Source organism: Clostridium sp. Marseille-P2415 (assembly GCF_900155545.1).
In the GTDB taxonomy this organism is placed as follows: Bacteria; Bacillota; Clostridia; order Lachnospirales; family Lachnospiraceae; genus Lacrimispora.
On record NZ_LT732526.1, the window covers coordinates 3,712,148 to 3,727,804 of the forward strand.

A 15,657-nucleotide genomic window follows, 5' to 3' on the forward strand; every position below is an offset into this window, starting at 1 on the left:
AGGCAAGCAGGAATATGGCGGACATTGTAAAACTATGAAAAATATGATAGAATCGTTGTAGGAAAAACCGAAGGAGGAAGACTTTAGATGGCGCAACCCATATCAGATCAGGTTGGTTTTCTTGGAGAGGCGTGCAGAGCCGTCCAGGAATTATCTGTAAGCAAGAGTTTGTTGGAAAGGTTCCGTCTTGAAGAAAAACGTCTGGAAAAGGAACTGGATGCAGAAAGAAGGGCTGTGACAGATGCCATCAGCCTTACGGTAAAGAAGCGGATCGAAGAAATTAACAATACTTATGACAGGGAAATAGCCAGGGAACAGGACCGCTTAAAACGGATGAGAAATAAGCGGGAGAAGGCAAAAAGCCAGGGAATCAGGGAACGGATCGAAGAGGAGACGGAGGAGCTTAAGAGCAGTAACCGGGAGCTGAAGCTTAAGATGAAGGCAGCATTCCAACAGGACCGGGTACCGGGATTTTGTAAAAGCGGCTGGTATTATGCACTGTATTTTCCGAGCGGGATCAGTGAATTCTTCCTGCTGTTTGTGACCATACTCCTGTGTTTTCTTGCGATTCCCTGCGGAATCTATCTGCTGCTTCCGGTAAAGTCCTTATACCACCTCATTGGGATATATTTTGCAACCATCCTTTTCTTTGGAAGTCTTTATATCCTCATTAATAACCGGACCAAGGTAAGGCATCAGAACGTATTGAAAAATGGGAGGTCCATCAGAGACCTTATGAAGTCCAATAAGAGGAAGATCCGGGTTATTACCCGGAATATTAAGCGGGACCGTGACGAAGCCGTTTATAACCTGGAAAAATATGATGATGAGATTGCCCGGACCGAACAGGACTTAGCGGACATCGCTGATCAGAAAAAGGAGGCCTTAAATACCTTTGACAAGGTGACAAAGACTATCATAGCCGATGAGATTGCCGGTAACAGCAGGGAAAGGCTTGACCGGCTGAAAGAAGATTATGAAGAAGCGGCGGCAAATGTAAGGGAGGCGGAAATCCGGGTAAAGGAACAGACCCTGTTTATTAATGATAATTATGCGTCTTATGTGGGAAAGGAATTCATGATTCCGGAAAAGCTTGATGAACTTGCTGATATGATCCGAATGGGCAGAGCTTCTACCATCAGTGAAGCAGAGATCCTTTATAAGAGTCTTAAGGAATAAAAATAAGGTGCAGGAAGAAGGCATGAAAGTGCGTTTATCCTGCACCTGTTTTTTTCGTAATTTTCCCGGACTGTGTGGTGAATAATTCCATAAATCACGGCTTATAATAGAACAGAGAAAATAAGGACAGCAAGGCAGGATATTATGAAATTATGGGAAAGAATTACGATCCGCGGAAACCGGGACGTTTTTTATTATGATACGAAACAGACCTTTGAAGCAGAGGACTTTGCTTCCAGACTTTATGATATGATATGTACGGAGCAGGAGAACGGAAAAGCAGCGGGGGTATTGTTTTTGTGCATCGGGACCGACCGTTCTACAGGAGACAGCCTTGGGCCCTTGATCGGATACAAGCTAAAGGAGGAAAGCCTGGAACACATAGAAATCCTGGGAACCCTGGAACGGCCGGTCCACGCCATGAACTTAGAGACTTACCAGACGATTTTAAAGCTGCGCTACCCAAATCATGTGGTAGTGGCAGTGGATGCATCGGTTGGAAATATTGAACACATCGGCTATGTAACTCTGGGAAAGGGAGCGTTAAAGCCTGGCCTTGGCGTCAGCAAGGAGCTGCGGGCCGTGGGAGATATCTTTATAACAGGAATCGTAGGAAGCTGCGGAAATTACGATCCTCTGATGCTGCAGAGCATCCGGCTTTCCGTCGTCATGCGCATGGCAGACTGCATCAGCCGCAGTATTTATCTTGTCGAAAAGTTATGGGAAAACACTTCCCTGCTTTGACACGTTTTGCACCTGTTGTATGCTATGATTCATTGGATTAAAAAGAATAGCGGGGTGAGCCAATGGATGAATTATACAATCCGCTCCCGAAGCTGCCCAAGAATATCAGGCAGATCGGGGAGCGGGATCAGATCGTAAAATTATATGTGGAAGATTATGTAAATACTTATTTAAAACGTCTGTATCCTGCAGGTGGACAGGAACTGCGGGTCGGTCTTCTGTTAGGAAGTCTGGAACTGAATGACGGAACGCCATATATCTTCATTGACGGAGCTTTGGAAATGGAGAACGTGACGGAGGCCGGCCGGAAGATTACATTTTCGGAGCTGGACTGGAAAAAAGCCTATCAGAATATGGAACAGCTTTTTCCGAAGCGGTCTGTCCAGGGCTGGTTTTTATGCGGCAGGCCGGGAGATGACTTAAGTCCCCTTAATTACTGGAAACAACATATCCAGTATTTTGCAGGTCCCAACAAGCTGATGTATTTAACCAATGGGGCAGACGGAGATGAAACGATTTACATAACGTCAGAGGATGGATTTTATAAGCTTCGGGGATATAGCATTTATTATGAGCGCAACCAGATGATGCAGGACTATATGGTTCTGCGAAAGGATGTAAAACGTACCGAAATCGATACAAATGATAAGGTAATCGAAGAATTCCGCAAGCGGATGGACGAGAATAAGGAAGAAGCAACGGACAAGCATCAAACGACCGGGCTTCTCCGGGGCCTGTGTATGGCCATGTCAGTCGTCATATTAGCTGGCGGAATTGTTATGTTCAGCAATTATGAAAAAATGCGGGATATGGAGAGCGTGATTGCGTCTGTAATCCCGGCTAAGGCGGAGCAGCTCCTGATCGGAAAGCAGAACCCGGAAAAAGAAGGCAAAGGCGAATCCAGGGTAGTTGTGGAAGAAGCGGAGGGAGGCGTTTATCCTACGACGGCAGTGAATAAGGAGACCATGTCTGAGACCATGCCGGAATCAACGGCTGTGGCGGCTTCTTCCCAGGCGGAAACAGAGCCGGCCCGGGAAACAGCAAAAAGCCAGGAGACTCAGGCCGCCGTTCAGACGGAACCGGCAGGCGAAAATGCTGCTGCAGCGCCCAAGGAATCCCAATCAGCCGGTCAGGAGACTGCGGAAGCCGTAAGCGGGAGCCCCCGCATCCATGTGGTACAGGAGGGAGAGACTCTGTATGGTATCTGCATTGCGGAATACCAAAATGTGGATAAATTAAAGGAAATTTGTGAACTCAACGGGTTAGAGGATGAAAATAAGATCGTTTCGGGCCAAAAATTACGCCTTCCGTAGAAAAAAGTAATGCGTTTCTTCCTAAAATGATGTATACTACAACTATATATGGGCATTTTTAGGAGAAAACTGCATGAGTGATATGAACTCTATGAACAGAGAGATTAAAAAAAACCAGCTGCGGCGGCAGATCGTCCCAGCCTCTCCGCAAAAGGAAGAAAACAGCGAAGAAATCATAAAAAAGGCCCGCATCAAGGTGAGGAATAAACGGTTTAAAATATTTCTGGTGCTGTTTTTGGTACTTGTGGCAGGAGCCATTGGCGCATATGAGTATTTTCAGCTCTATCATTATACCGGATATGGTGTGGTATGGGAAAAGGAAATGAATGAGGGCAGCTATGTGGGCTATCAGGATTTTGGTTCCAATGTGTTAAAATACAGCAAAGACGGCGCCTCCTATCTGGATTCCAAGGGCGAAGAGGTATGGATACAAAGCTATGAGATGAACTCTCCTGTAGCAAGTGTCAACGGAGATTATGCAGCCATTGCGGACCAGCAGGGGAATTCCATCTATATCTTTGACAAGTCGGGGAATACAGGTGTTGCAACTACGGTGCTTCCGATCGTAAAGGCAACGGTATCCGCCCACGGTGTGGTTGCCGCGATTTTAGAGGACTCCACGTCGAATTATGTTTACTTCTTTAAACGGGATGGCAGCGCTCTGGATGTGAAGATCAAAGCACTTTTAGGCGGCGATTCCGGCTATCCTGTGGATATCAGCTTATCCCCGGATGGGACCCAGTTAATCGGGGCTTACGCGTATTTGAAAAACGGGGCTTTAAATGGCAGAGTAGCGTTCCACAATTTTGCGGAAATCGGTAAGAGCATTCCGGACAGGCTGGTAGGAGGGTTTGATGAGCCTTATGAGTCTTCTCTCGTTGCGCAGGTTGCGTTTCTTGACGATACCTATTCCTGTGCCTTTGCGGATAACAGTGTTTCGTTCTATTCCACGAAGAATGCGCTTTCTCCGGAGCTGGTCAAGCAGGTTGCCGTGGAGGAAGAAATAAAGAGTGTGTTTCATTCCGATAAATATGTCGGGTTAATTGTGGACAATCCGGAAGGGGAAAATCCGTACCGTCTTGATGTCTACAAGCCGGACGGCAGGCTTGCATTTTCCAGGGGTTTCCAATACCAGTATACCCATGCCGATATTGACGGAGACCGCGTTATTTTGTATAATGAAGATTCCTGCAGAGTCTATAATATGTCCGGCAGACTTAAGTTTTCCGGGACATTTGATTTCCCGATATCCAAGATCCGGAACGGAAGATTTCCCAATACTCTGATCGTTACCGGCCCCCAGAACATGAAAGAAATAAGATTACAAATAGGAGGACAATACCAATGAGCAATGTCGATACCATGTCAATTAACGCGATCCGCATCCTTTCTGCAGATGCCATCCAGAAGGCAAATTCCGGACATCCGGGACTTCCGTTAGGCTGTGCGTCAGCCGCTTATGAATTATGGGCGAACCATATGAACCACAATCCGGCAGATCCAAACTGGGCAAACCGGGACCGTTTTATCCTATCCGGAGGCCATGGCTCCATGCTTTTGTATTCCCTGCTCCATTTATTTGGATATGGGGATTTATCAAAAGAGGATCTGATGAATTTCCGCCAGTTTGGTTCTAAAACTCCGGGACATCCGGAATATGGACATACCGTCGGCATAGAGGCAACCACAGGCCCTCTGGGAGCGGGTATGGGTATGGCAGTGGGTATGGCCGTTGCCGAGAGCCATCTGGCTTCCGTATTCAACAAGGAAAACTATCCGGTGGTCGACCATTACACCTATGTACTGGGCGGAGATGGCTGCATGATGGAGGGGATTTCTTCTGAGGTATTTTCCCTGGCAGGGACTCTTGGTCTTGGCAAATTAATCGTTTTATATGATTCCAACCAGATTTCCATTGAAGGAAGTACGGATATCGCATTTACAGAGAATGTCCGGAAGCGTATGGAAGCGTTTGGTTTCCAGATTATTACCGTTGAGGACGGAAACGATCTGGAAGCCATTGGCAATGCCATTGAGGAAGCAAAAGCCGATACCGTGCATCCATCCTTTATTACCATCAGGACCCAGATCGGTTACGGCTGTCCTGCCAAGCAGGGAAAAGCCAGTGCCCATGGGGAGCCTCTGGGAGCCGACAATATCACGGCATTAAAGGAAAACCTTGGCTGGCCGTCTATGGAGCCGTTCTATGTACCGGAAGAGGTATACAGCCATTACAGAAAGATCGCAGAGGAGAAGGCAGAGACTGAGGCCGCATGGAATGTGATGTTTGCCGCATACTGCCAGGAGTATCCGGAGATGGAAGAGCTGTGGAATGCATACCATGATCCGGATGCAGGAGAAAAAGCCATTGAAAAATGCGCTGATTTCTGGAAAAAGCCCGAAAAGGCAGATGCGACCAGAAATTTATCCGGACAGGTGTTAAACCGCATAAAAAATCATATGCCGAATCTGATCGGCGGTTCTGCGGACCTGGCTCCTTCCAATAAGACCAATATGTCCGATATGGGTGACTTTTCAAAGGACAACAGGAAGGGCCGCAACATGCACTTCGGCGTCCGGGAGCTTGGAATGACCGCGATCGGCAACGGAATGATGCTTCACGGCGGCCTTCGCACCTATATAGCCACCTTCTTCGTATTCAGTGATTATACAAAGCCAATGGCACGTCTGTCCGCTCTGATGGGAGTTCCGTTGACCTTTGTGTTCACGCATGACAGCATCGGTGTTGGAGAAGACGGGCCGACTCATGAGCCCATTGAACAGCTTGCCATGTTAAGAGCAATGCCGAATTTCCATGTGTTCCGTCCCTGTGATGAGACAGAGACAGAAGCAGCCTGGTATTCTGCACTGACTTCCAGGAAGACTCCTACTGCCCTTGTTCTTACAAGACAGAATTTAACTCCTATGCCGGGCAGCAGCAAGGAGGCATTAAAGGGCGGCTATGTGATCGATGACTGTGAAGGCACACCGGATCTGATCCTCATTGCAAGCGGTTCGGAGGTTGAGCTGGCAGCAGAGGCGAAAAAGCTCCTTTCTGACAGGAAGGTACGGATCGTATCCATGCCCTGTATGGACTTGTTTGAAGAGCAGACAGAGGAATATAAGGAAACAGTACTTCCAAAGGAAGTCCGCAAGCGTGTGGCTGTGGAAGCGTTGAGTGATTTTGGCTGGGGTAAATATGTAGGCCTTGACGGGGCTTATGTCACCATGACCGGTTTTGGTGCCAGCGGTCCTGCTGATCAGTTATTCAAGCATTTTGGATTTACGGCGGAACATGTGGCAGAAGTTGCGAGATCCTTATAATCTGTGCCTGACATCATGATACAAAAGTAAAAAGGAGCGTATTCAGAAATGGGAATGAAATGTGTTGGCGTTGACGTCGGCGGAACATCCGTAAAGATCGGCCTGTTTGAAGTGACGGGGGAACTCCTTCATAAATGGGAGGTGCCCACCAGAAAGGAAGAGGGTGGGAAGTACATCATAGACGATGTTTCCGCTTCCATAATAAAAACTATGGCGGAGCTTGACATTCCGCTGGGGGAGATACAGGGAGTCGGCATGGGAGTTCCAGGGCCGGTTATGCCTAATGGGTATGTGGAGGTCTGTGTGAATTTAGGCTGGCGTGACGTGTATCCGGAAAGGGAGCTGAGTGAAAAGCTTCACGGGCTGCCGGTGACAAGCGGCAATGATGCCAACGTAGCGGCTCTTGGCGAAATGTGGCAGGGAGGCGGGAAAGGCTATGACGACATTGTCATGGTCACCCTGGGCACAGGCGTAGGCGGAGGCGTGATCATTGACCAGAAGATCGTTGCCGGAAAGCATGGACTGGCTGGGGAGATCGGACACATCCATATCCGGGATGACGAAACTGAGACCTGTAATTGCGGCGGCGTTGGCTGTGTGGAGCAGATCTCCAGTGCCACCGGCATCGCAAGAGAAGCCAGAAGAAAGATGGCTGCCATGGATACGCCATCGGTTCTCAGAACATTTGGGGATAACGTGACCGCAAAGGATGTGCTGGATGCGGCCAAGGAAGGGGATGAACTGGCCGGCATGGTAATGGAGACCGTGGGCCATTATCTGGGCCTGGCACTTGCCCACATTTCCATGGTAACCGATCCGGAGGTTTTCATCATCGGCGGCGGCGTCTCAAAAGCCGGTGAGTTCCTTATTGATATAATTTATAAACATTACGACAAATTTACTCCGATTTCCAAGAATAAGAGTAAAATTGTCTTAGCAACTTTAGGCAATGATGCGGGAATTTACGGAGCTGCGAGGTTGATCCTGGATTAGCTGTGAGCAGAATAGTATTTACGGCATAAAAATGAGCTTTGAAATGGCCTTTAAGACCAATCAAGGCTCATTTTTTATGCCGTAAATACTTATTTATCATTTATTAGGTGCTCTGATTTCTTAAAAAGTCAAACAATACATTGGCCTTTTCGTATAATTGAGGATTTTCATTACCTGGAGAAAGTTTAACAAGGCCAATTTGTGTTTTTACGGCATTTCTTATGCGATAGTAAGTCAGTTGAGGAAACATCTGAAGATTTGCGAGCTGCTTGGGCAGGATGGCACAGCCGCCTTTTTGCGTTAAAAGTGAGTATATCATCATATGTCTTGGGAAAGTTCCTGCCAGATCACCTTTAAAACCAATGTCATTTAATTGCTTTTTCGTTAACCTGAAAATATCGGATTCTTTTGCGATTGTGTAAATATCTTTCAATTGGAAGGCAGACAAGTCGATTTCACTGCCTTGTTCAAAGGGGAACATATCCTTGTTGCATATAAGAACCATCTCATCTGTTACAAGTGAGACTGTTTCATACTCTGCATCGGAAAGTAAATCCAGGCGGCAGATGGCAACATCAATTTCTTTTTGGGAAAGCTGTTTAAGCAGCTGACTTTGATCAGATTCAAGGATTTCTATGGAATAATTACTGCATTTTTCCTGAAAATGGATTAAAGATTTCATAATTCCGCTTTCTGCCAGACATGGAATAGTACCTATAGATAAATGGAGTATGTAGGATGATATGCCGACTTTGTCCAATTTATAGCGTAATTCGTGGGTGAATTTGCGAATGTTCAGTGCATATTCAAGGTATACATTTCCTGCATCAGTGAGTTCTGCTTTTGTATTGGTTCTGATAAACAATGGCACACCAAGCTCGCATTCAATAGCCTTTATATGTTTTGATAAAGCAGATTGTGATATATAGATGCTGTCGGCTGCAGTAGAGAAATTCTTATACTCTGCTAAAGCCAGAAAATCATCAATCCATTTGGTCATGATCATTGTCCCCCTTTTTTGCTTATGTGTATTTATATTATGAAAAAAGTTCCTCTGATCTTTTTTTCTTAATTATTTTGTAATAAATCATTGATGGTATACGAAATATTTCATTTGAAATGGAGTTTTTATAATTAAAGCCATTATAATACAGAATGATTTGAAGTAGAATATATTTTTAACTATTTACCATTGACGTTTTAGAATACATATAAAATATCAGATTCGACAAAATATGACAAATACTTACATTATAATATATTGAAAATATCCATTTATTAATGATTTTGATTAAAATTTTGAAATAATTATAGGAAAATAACTTAATTAGGCACTTTTTTGAAATTCTGTTTTGGAATATGCATTCCGTTCTATTTAGAATTGCCACGAATTTTGTAATTGTTTATAATCTAAAATGTTTAAAATCTAGGCAGGTTGGAAAGAAAATAAGAACCAACCGCAAGTAAAATATTAAGATCAGGAGGAAAATTTATGGCAAAAGTTTATCAGGATTTGCGCAGTTTCCTTACCACCCTGGAAGAAAACGGTCAGTTAGTTCGAATTAAGGATGAGGTTGATCCTGAACCCGATATTGCGGCGGCAGGAAGAGCAGCGGCAAACCTGGAGAATGGACCTGCGGTATTATTTGAAAACATCAAGGGATATCCTTACAGCGTCGTAACAAACGTACATGGGTCATGGGCGAATCATGCCCTGATGCTTGGCATGCCCAAAACAGCATCTACCAAAGAACAATTTCATGAAATTAACCGCCGTTGGGATAAATATCCTGTTAAGCCTGAAATTTTATCAAGAGAACAGGCTCCCTGTAAGGAAAACACCATCGATAATCCGGATGAGATCAACCTTTTCGACATTCTTCCTCTTTACCGGATCAATGAGCAGGATGGCGGCTTCTTTCTCTCAAAGGCTTCCATTATTACGGCTGATCCAACCGAACCGGAGAATTTTGACAAGCTGAATGTAGGTACTTACCGTATTCAGGTCAAAGGCAGAAACCGTGTCGGCATTCAGGCGCTCGCGTTTCATGATATAGCGGTTCAGCTTGAAGCTGCTGAACGGAAAAATGAAAAAGTTCCGATCTGTATCACCGTCGGCAATAGTCCGCTGGTTACTTACATGGCATCTACGCCGGTCATGTACACACAGAACGAATATGAGTTTGTCGGCGCTTTGCAGGATGGAGTTCCAACCCGGATTGTAAAGTCCGATCTGTTTGATAATCTATATGTTCCTGCAGGTTCCGAAGTTGTTCTTGAAGGATACATTGAGCCTCGTGTCCGTGAAGTGGAAGGGCCGTTCGGTGAGTTTCCGGGTTCCTATTCCGGGTCCCGGCGTCAGTGTGTCATAACAATTACACATATTACACACCGTACCAATCCAATTTTTGAAAATCTGTACCTCGGTATTCCATGGACGGAAATCGATTTTTTAATAGCACTGAATACTTCTGTTCCCCTTTATCAGCAGATTAAGCGCGATCTGCCGGAAGTTCAGGCAGTCAATGCCATGTATACACATGGGATCGGTTGTATTATATCGACAAAGGTGCGTTTTGGCGGTTTCGGCAAGGAAGTTGCGTTCCGTTTGCTTTCTACCCCTCATGGCGGTTCCTACAGTAAAATTATTATTATTGTCGATGAATTTGTTGATCCGTTCAATCTGCCTCAGGTGATGTGGGCTCTGACAACCCGTGTGCGTCCTGACAAGGATGTTGTGGTCATTCCCAATTGCCCCGGAATGCCCCTTGATCCGTCTTCCTATCCTGCCGGAATCCATTCGAAGCTTATAATCGATGCAACTACCCCGAAGGATCCGGAGCCGAATCCCCGTGAAGCCGAACTGCTTGAGCCGCCTGCAGGCTATGAGAAATATGAGGCGCTGATTCGTAAGCTGATGGCCGAAATGTAAAATTTATTGCGAAAGGAGTTTTAAATTATGAAATGTCCTCGCTGTGACAGTAATAAAATTGAAGTTATTGCTACTTCACCGGTAGGCAATGTCTGGGAAGTTTATGAATGCATGGATTGTTTTTATTCCTGGCGTTCCACTGAAACACCTAATATTCATGAGAAATTTAAATTGACAAAAGAGCAGATTGACAATCTTCCGGTGATTCCGCCTGTTCCTCCGCTGGATAAATAATTTTTGTCCGGAAAAGTAGTCACTATATCATAGGTGAGGTGCTGACGATGCGAATAATTGTTGGAGTTTCCGGTGCTACCGGTGTAATCATGAGCTACTATTTGCTTAAAGCGTTAAAGGATATTGAGGATTGTGAAACACATCTGGTGGTGACAGACTGCGGGAAAAGGAACTGGGAGCTGGAAACGGATCTTCCTTACCAGCTGCTGCTTGACCAGGCAGACAGATATTATGATGTACATAACCTTGCAGCGGCAATTTCCAGCGGTTCCTATAAGACTGACGGTATGATAATCTTACCGTGCAGCATGAAGACTCTGGCTGGGATTGTGAGCGGATATACGGATAACCTGCTGGTACGTGCCGCAGATGTCTGCATCAAAGAAAACCGAAAGGTTGTTCTTTCTGCCAGGGAAATGCCGTTTAGCAAAGTACACCTTCACAATATGCTGGCAGCCGCTGATCTGGGCTGTACGATTATACCGCCTATGTTAACGTTTTACAATGGGCCTCGATCTCTCGATGACCAAATCAATCATGTTGTGGGGAAAATACTGATGCAGTTTGGTCTTGATCATAAAAGTTTTGTTCCGTGGAACGGTGTTAATTGACAGACCGGAGGTTTAAGAAAGGATATTTAATTATGATATGCAAGACCTGTGGAACAGGAAGACACATTGTTAATGTCAGTGTGCACGATACAAATGGTGCCGGGCTCGCCGTATTTATAAAGGGAGGCGACAGGCCCCATGTCGGAGGCGTGGCATTGGCATCACCCGGCGTGAAGCTGCATGGACGGGTATTGTCGGGCTGTGATTTGTGGACAATGACAGTGCCCGGCCACAAAGATGTGGAATTAGCCCAAAAGATTGCAAAAAAGCTTTGTAAGGCCACAGGGGAGCCGGTAGCGGTGAGTCTTGGTATTCATATGGACAATGCAACGGCAGATGACATAAATATGTTATGTGATAACGTTGAAGCGGCGTCAGACATGTTTTTAGAGGAATATTTGAAAAAGAATGAATAGAGCAAAATTGGGTATCCAAGGCGAAAACCCCGGATTTTTCTTTGCTGTGACATAATGCTATGGTTTTATTATAAAAACATAAATGGGAGATACATATGATGGAAAGAAAAAAAGGTTTAAGGGTTTTACTTAAAGGACTGCCGGTTCAATGGAAGCTGACGGCCGGTTTTGGAGTTGTGCTGATACTGCTGCTGATATCCATGGGAACATCAGCCTGGAGCATATCCAGCATTGAGAACCAGGTAGAATTGTATTCTAAATATACCTATCCTCTTACCACTTACAATTTAACGGCACAGCGGGAAATGGTTTCTGTACAGCGCTATTTGCTGATGGTGATTCTTGAAAAAGAATCCGGGGAGGACTATCAATCTTCTCTCGATTTATCGGGGAAGAGTGCTGAGAATTTCATGACGAATTTAGAGGAGTTCGCCGCCCACCAGCGCAGTCAGGCAAATGACAATAATATTGCACAGGTCAGGCAGTATGTGACAGAAGCGGAAAATGCACGCAATAAAATTCTTGAGCTGATTAAAGATCCATCGAATAAAGATACAAAAGCTGCTTTTGATGTATTTCAAAATGAGTTTTTGCCGCCATTTAGCCAGATCGCAACGCTTATGGAGGATATGAATGCCTTTGGCGGACAGAAAGAGGTGGAACAAAAGGAAACAGCCAGAAGTATTATTTCACAGGCATGGATCATATTGCTTTTAGCCCTGGCTTTCTCTGTATTGTTTACCGTTGGTGTCGTTTTTGTACTCACAAGAGCTATTCTTATTCCGGTTAGAGAAATTGAAGCGGTATACAAAGAGATGGCAAAGGGGAACTTACATACACGCGTCCTCTATGAGAGCCAGGATGAACTGGGCAGTATGGCAGAGAGCATCCGGACTACAAATGCAGGGCTTATTTCTTATATTGAAGATATAAGCGCCAAGCTCACTTCGCTGTCACATGGAGATATGCGCATTATGGTCGATTTAGATTATGCAGGGGATTTTGCTGCCATAAAGCAGGCATTAATCAATACTGCAGCTGCACTCAATAATACAATGCTGGTTATCCACACCGCCTCCGAGCAGGTCAATTCCGGTGCGGGACAGGTTTCCGACGCTTCACAGGCTCTTGCATCCGGTGCGACGGAGCAGGCTGCTACCATAGAGGAATTAACCTCTTCAGTCCAGAGCGTGACTCAGAAGGCGGAAAGGAATACTGCCGCCGTACGCCAGGCGACAGAGTATGTGGAAAAGGCTGGAGCCGGTGTAAATGAGAGTAACGGGCGAATGAGGAGTCTCAATCATGCAATGAAGGAAATCAGCCAGTCCTCAGAAGAAATCTCCAAGGTTACGAAGCTTGTGGAAGACATCGCCTTCCAGACAAATATCCTTGCATTAAACGCTGCCGTGGAGGCCGCCCGTGCCGGAGAAGCAGGGAAGGGGTTTGCTGTGGTTGCTGATGAAGTAAGAAATCTGGCGGCCAAATCTGCTGAGGCTGCAAAACAAACAGCGGACTTAATTGAAAAATCAACCGCAACTGTGACCGAAGGGGAAAAGTTTGCGAATGAAACCCTGCGGCTTTTAGAGGATGTTGCGGAAAAGGCGTCAATGGTTGGCCAGGCAATCAAAGAAATAGAGTCGGCTTCCCTAGAACAGACCGATGCAATCATGGAGATCAATCTGGGGTTGTCGCAGGTATCTGCAGTCGTACAGACGAATGCAGCCACAGCGGAAGAAAGCTCTGCTTCCAGTGAGGAGTTAGCGGCGCAGGCACAGACATTGCGGGAAGAGGTTTCAAGGTTTAAGCTTTCAGATAAAAACGCGGTTTCTTATATAAATGCTGCTTCCCGGAGTGATCAGGAGCAGGAACCGGTAAAAAAGTCTGCGCCGAACGCAGGAGATGTGCCTGGGAAATACTAAATTAGAGAAAATTTTCCAGAATGCCCATACCGGATTTTTGGTTTAACTGAACGGTTCCTGGCCGTTCCTCCGATTTTCACTTATTTACAATTTACTAAATTATGATATAATGGGGATACTTCTCTAAGGAAAAAACTTATTAAATGAGGAGACCCCAGCTGACGGGCAACCGGGGCAATTATGAAAAATCTATGTGCAATTTGACGATTTAATCAATTTGACTCATTGATTTTATATACATTTAGTATAAAAAACACATATGAACAGAATATGAACGACCTGTAAACATATTATGAAAAAAGGGAGGAAGGCATGGGACAGAACAGTATAAATAGAAAAACCATAGTAATAGGCCACAAAAATCCGGATACGGATTCCATCTGCTCAGCGGTCTGTTATGCGAACTTAAAGAGGATACTGACAGGAGACGATTATCAGCCGGGCCGGGCGGGCCACGTCAATGAGGAAACACAATTTGTTCTCAACTATTTCGGAATAGAAGCACCGGAGTTTGTGGAGAACGTAAAAACCCAGGTTCGTGATATTGAGATCCGTGAGACAAAGGGCGTTAAGAAAAACCTGTCCTTGAAAAAGGCCTGGAACCTTATGCAGGAAGCAAATGTTGTAACCATACCGGCTGTTACCGAGGATGGGATGCTGGAAGGGCTGATCACGGTAGGTGACATCGCAAAGTCCTATATGAATGTATATGACAGCAGCATTTTATCAAAGGCAAATACCCAGTATGCCAATATCGCGGAGACCCTGGAAGGGGGCATGGTGGTCGGTGACAAGAACGAATATTTTAATAACGGTAAGGTTCTCATAGCTGCGGCCAATCCGGATATGATGGAATATTACATTTCAAAGGGTGATCTGGTGATATTGGGAAACCGTTATGAATCCCAGCTTTGTGCCATTGAGATGGAAGCGGCCTGCATCATTGTCTGCGAGGGAGCAGCGGTATCCATGACGATCAAAAAGCTGGCACAGGAGCGGGGCTGTACGGTTATGACGACCCCTTACGATACTTATACGGCAGCCCGTCTTGTAAACCAGAGCATGCCCATCAGTTATTTCATGAAGACCGAGGGACTGATCACCTTTGAAGTGGAAGATTACATCGATGACATAAAAGAAGTCATGGCGAGCAAGCGCCACCGGGATTTCCCGGTTCTTGATAAGAATGGAAAATACAAAGGAATGATTTCCCGCCGGAACTTATTAGGCGCAAAGGGAAAGCGCCTGATCCTGGTGGACCACAACGAAAGATCCCAGGCGGTGGAAGGAATGGAAAGTGCGGAGATACTGGAAATCATTGACCATCACCGGCTTGGGACCGTGGAGACCATTGCGCCGGTGTTTTTCCGAAACCAGCCGGTGGGCTGTACGGCAACCATCGTATACCAGATGTATCAGGAAAATAATATTAAGATAGAGCCGCAAATTGCCGGATTGTTATGCAGCGCCATTATTTCCGATACCCTTTTATTCCGTTCGCCTACCTGTACGGCGTCGGATAAACAGGCGGCCCTTACCCTTGCCGACATCGCGGGAATCCAGGTGGAAAAATATGCCTCCTCCATGTTTGCGGCAGGAAGTAACTTAAAGGGAAAGACGGATGGAGAGATTTTTTATCAGGATTTCAAAAAGTTTACCGTTGGAAAGGCAGCCTTTGGTGTCGGACAGATCAGTTCCCTTAATTCCGATGAGCTGGATGAATTAAAAGACCGGATGCTTCCTTACATGAAAAAAGCCAGGGAAGAGCATGGCGTGGACATGATGTTCTTTATGCTTACCAACATTCTTACGGAATCCACAGAGCTGCTGTGTGAGGGCCAGGGAGCGAAACAGATGATCGCAGGAGCCTTTCGCGCGGAGGAAGATGATCCCAATGCGAAAGATCATATCGTAAGCCTGCCCGGCGTGGTGTCTAGAAAGAAGCAGCTGATCCCTGGTATCATGCTGGCGGTTCAGGAATAGGGGAGGCCG

At 45.7% G+C, this 15,657-nt stretch carries 13 protein-coding genes; 12 read left to right on the forward strand and 1 reads right to left on the reverse strand.

Annotation, left to right across the window (positions count from 1 at the left end; translation table 11 throughout):
* Positions 1-87 precede the first annotated feature (87 nt).
* From BQ9856_RS21950 to BQ9856_RS21975, 6 genes are all read left to right on the forward strand, one after another.
* Positions 88-1,179 (forward strand): hypothetical protein, encoded by a 1,092-nt coding sequence (locus BQ9856_RS21950; RefSeq protein ID WP_077612908.1) that lies wholly within the window; start codon positions 88-90, stop codon positions 1,177-1,179.
* 144 nt (positions 1,180-1,323) lie between these two features.
* The gene (yyaC, locus tag BQ9856_RS21955) at positions 1,324-1,923 is read left to right on the forward strand and encodes a spore protease YyaC (protein WP_077612909.1); all 600 of its coding nucleotides are present in this window, start codon (positions 1,324-1,326) and stop codon (positions 1,921-1,923) included.
* 62 nt (positions 1,924-1,985) lie between these two features.
* Positions 1,986-3,236 (forward strand): LysM peptidoglycan-binding domain-containing protein, encoded by a 1,251-nt coding sequence (locus tag BQ9856_RS21960; protein WP_077612910.1) that lies wholly within the window; start codon positions 1,986-1,988, stop codon positions 3,234-3,236.
* Between the two features lie 73 nt (positions 3,237-3,309).
* Complete coding sequence (locus BQ9856_RS21965) at positions 3,310-4,584, forward strand: DUF5711 family protein (protein ID WP_077612911.1); 1,275 nt, start codon at positions 3,310-3,312, stop codon at positions 4,582-4,584.
* Positions 4,581-6,560 carry a transketolase gene (gene tkt, locus BQ9856_RS21970; RefSeq protein ID WP_077612912.1) on the forward strand — a complete coding sequence of 660 codons (1,980 nt, stop codon included), beginning with the start codon at positions 4,581-4,583 and terminating at the stop codon, positions 6,558-6,560. The genes BQ9856_RS21965 and tkt overlap by 4 nt, the downstream gene beginning before the upstream one ends.
* Positions 6,561-6,608: 48 nt before the next feature.
* The gene (locus tag BQ9856_RS21975; RefSeq protein ID WP_077612913.1) at positions 6,609-7,553 is read left to right on the forward strand and encodes an ROK family glucokinase; all 945 of its coding nucleotides are present in this window, start codon (positions 6,609-6,611) and stop codon (positions 7,551-7,553) included.
* Between the two features lie 103 nt (positions 7,554-7,656).
* On the opposite strand, the gene BQ9856_RS21980 is transcribed toward BQ9856_RS21975, so the two are convergent.
* Positions 7,657-8,553, reverse strand: coding sequence for a LysR family transcriptional regulator (locus tag BQ9856_RS21980; RefSeq protein ID WP_159442062.1), 897 nt, complete (start codon positions 8,551-8,553; stop codon positions 7,657-7,659).
* A gap of 492 nt (positions 8,554-9,045) precedes the next feature.
* Between BQ9856_RS21980 and BQ9856_RS21985 the strand changes: the two genes are divergently transcribed.
* The 6 genes from BQ9856_RS21985 to BQ9856_RS22010 all read left to right on the forward strand — a co-directional run bounded on the left by BQ9856_RS21985 (position 9,046) and on the right by BQ9856_RS22010 (position 15,648).
* Positions 9,046-10,485, forward strand: a complete 1,440-nt coding sequence (locus tag BQ9856_RS21985) for a non-oxidative hydroxyarylic acid decarboxylases subunit C (RefSeq protein WP_077612915.1) — start codon at positions 9,046-9,048, stop codon at positions 10,483-10,485.
* Between the two features lie 27 nt (positions 10,486-10,512).
* Positions 10,513-10,719 carry a non-oxidative hydroxyarylic acid decarboxylases subunit D gene (locus BQ9856_RS21990; RefSeq protein WP_077612916.1) on the forward strand — a complete coding sequence of 69 codons (207 nt, stop codon included), beginning with the start codon at positions 10,513-10,515 and terminating at the stop codon, positions 10,717-10,719.
* Between the two features lie 47 nt (positions 10,720-10,766).
* Positions 10,767-11,330: a UbiX family flavin prenyltransferase gene (locus tag BQ9856_RS21995; protein ID WP_077612917.1), complete on the forward strand. Its 564-nt coding sequence runs from the start codon at positions 10,767-10,769 to the stop codon at positions 11,328-11,330.
* A 32-nt stretch (positions 11,331-11,362) separates the two neighbouring features.
* Positions 11,363-11,746 carry a prenylated flavin chaperone LpdD gene (locus BQ9856_RS22000; protein WP_077612918.1) on the forward strand — a complete coding sequence of 128 codons (384 nt, stop codon included), beginning with the start codon at positions 11,363-11,365 and terminating at the stop codon, positions 11,744-11,746.
* A gap of 95 nt (positions 11,747-11,841) precedes the next feature.
* Positions 11,842-13,665, forward strand: coding sequence for a methyl-accepting chemotaxis protein (locus tag BQ9856_RS25385; RefSeq protein ID WP_077612919.1), 1,824 nt, complete (start codon positions 11,842-11,844; stop codon positions 13,663-13,665).
* A gap of 312 nt (positions 13,666-13,977) precedes the next feature.
* Positions 13,978-15,648: a putative manganese-dependent inorganic diphosphatase gene (locus BQ9856_RS22010; RefSeq protein WP_077612920.1), complete on the forward strand. Its 1,671-nt coding sequence runs from the start codon at positions 13,978-13,980 to the stop codon at positions 15,646-15,648.
* The last annotated feature ends 9 nt before the right edge of the window (positions 15,649-15,657 follow it).

Coding starts and splice junctions, on each gene's coding strand:
- BQ9856_RS21950 (WP_077612908.1), top strand. CDS start 88: ATGGCGCAACCCATATCAGATCAGGTTGGTTTTCTTGGAGAGGCGTGC.
- yyaC (WP_077612909.1), top strand. CDS start 1,324: ATGAAATTATGGGAAAGAATTACGATCCGCGGAAACCGGGACGTTTTT.
- BQ9856_RS21960 (WP_077612910.1), top strand. CDS start 1,986: ATGGATGAATTATACAATCCGCTCCCGAAGCTGCCCAAGAATATCAGG.
- BQ9856_RS21965 (WP_077612911.1), top strand. CDS start 3,310: ATGAGTGATATGAACTCTATGAACAGAGAGATTAAAAAAAACCAGCTG.
- tkt (WP_077612912.1), top strand. CDS start 4,581: ATGAGCAATGTCGATACCATGTCAATTAACGCGATCCGCATCCTTTCT.
- BQ9856_RS21975 (WP_077612913.1), top strand. CDS start 6,609: ATGGGAATGAAATGTGTTGGCGTTGACGTCGGCGGAACATCCGTAAAG.
- BQ9856_RS21980 (WP_159442062.1), bottom strand. CDS start 8,553: ATGACCAAATGGATTGATGATTTTCTGGCTTTAGCAGAGTATAAGAAT.
- BQ9856_RS21985 (WP_077612915.1), top strand. CDS start 9,046: ATGGCAAAAGTTTATCAGGATTTGCGCAGTTTCCTTACCACCCTGGAA.
- BQ9856_RS21990 (WP_077612916.1), top strand. CDS start 10,513: ATGAAATGTCCTCGCTGTGACAGTAATAAAATTGAAGTTATTGCTACT.
- BQ9856_RS21995 (WP_077612917.1), top strand. CDS start 10,767: ATGCGAATAATTGTTGGAGTTTCCGGTGCTACCGGTGTAATCATGAGC.
- BQ9856_RS22000 (WP_077612918.1), top strand. CDS start 11,363: ATGATATGCAAGACCTGTGGAACAGGAAGACACATTGTTAATGTCAGT.
- BQ9856_RS25385 (WP_077612919.1), top strand. CDS start 11,842: ATGATGGAAAGAAAAAAAGGTTTAAGGGTTTTACTTAAAGGACTGCCG.
- BQ9856_RS22010 (WP_077612920.1), top strand. CDS start 13,978: ATGGGACAGAACAGTATAAATAGAAAAACCATAGTAATAGGCCACAAA.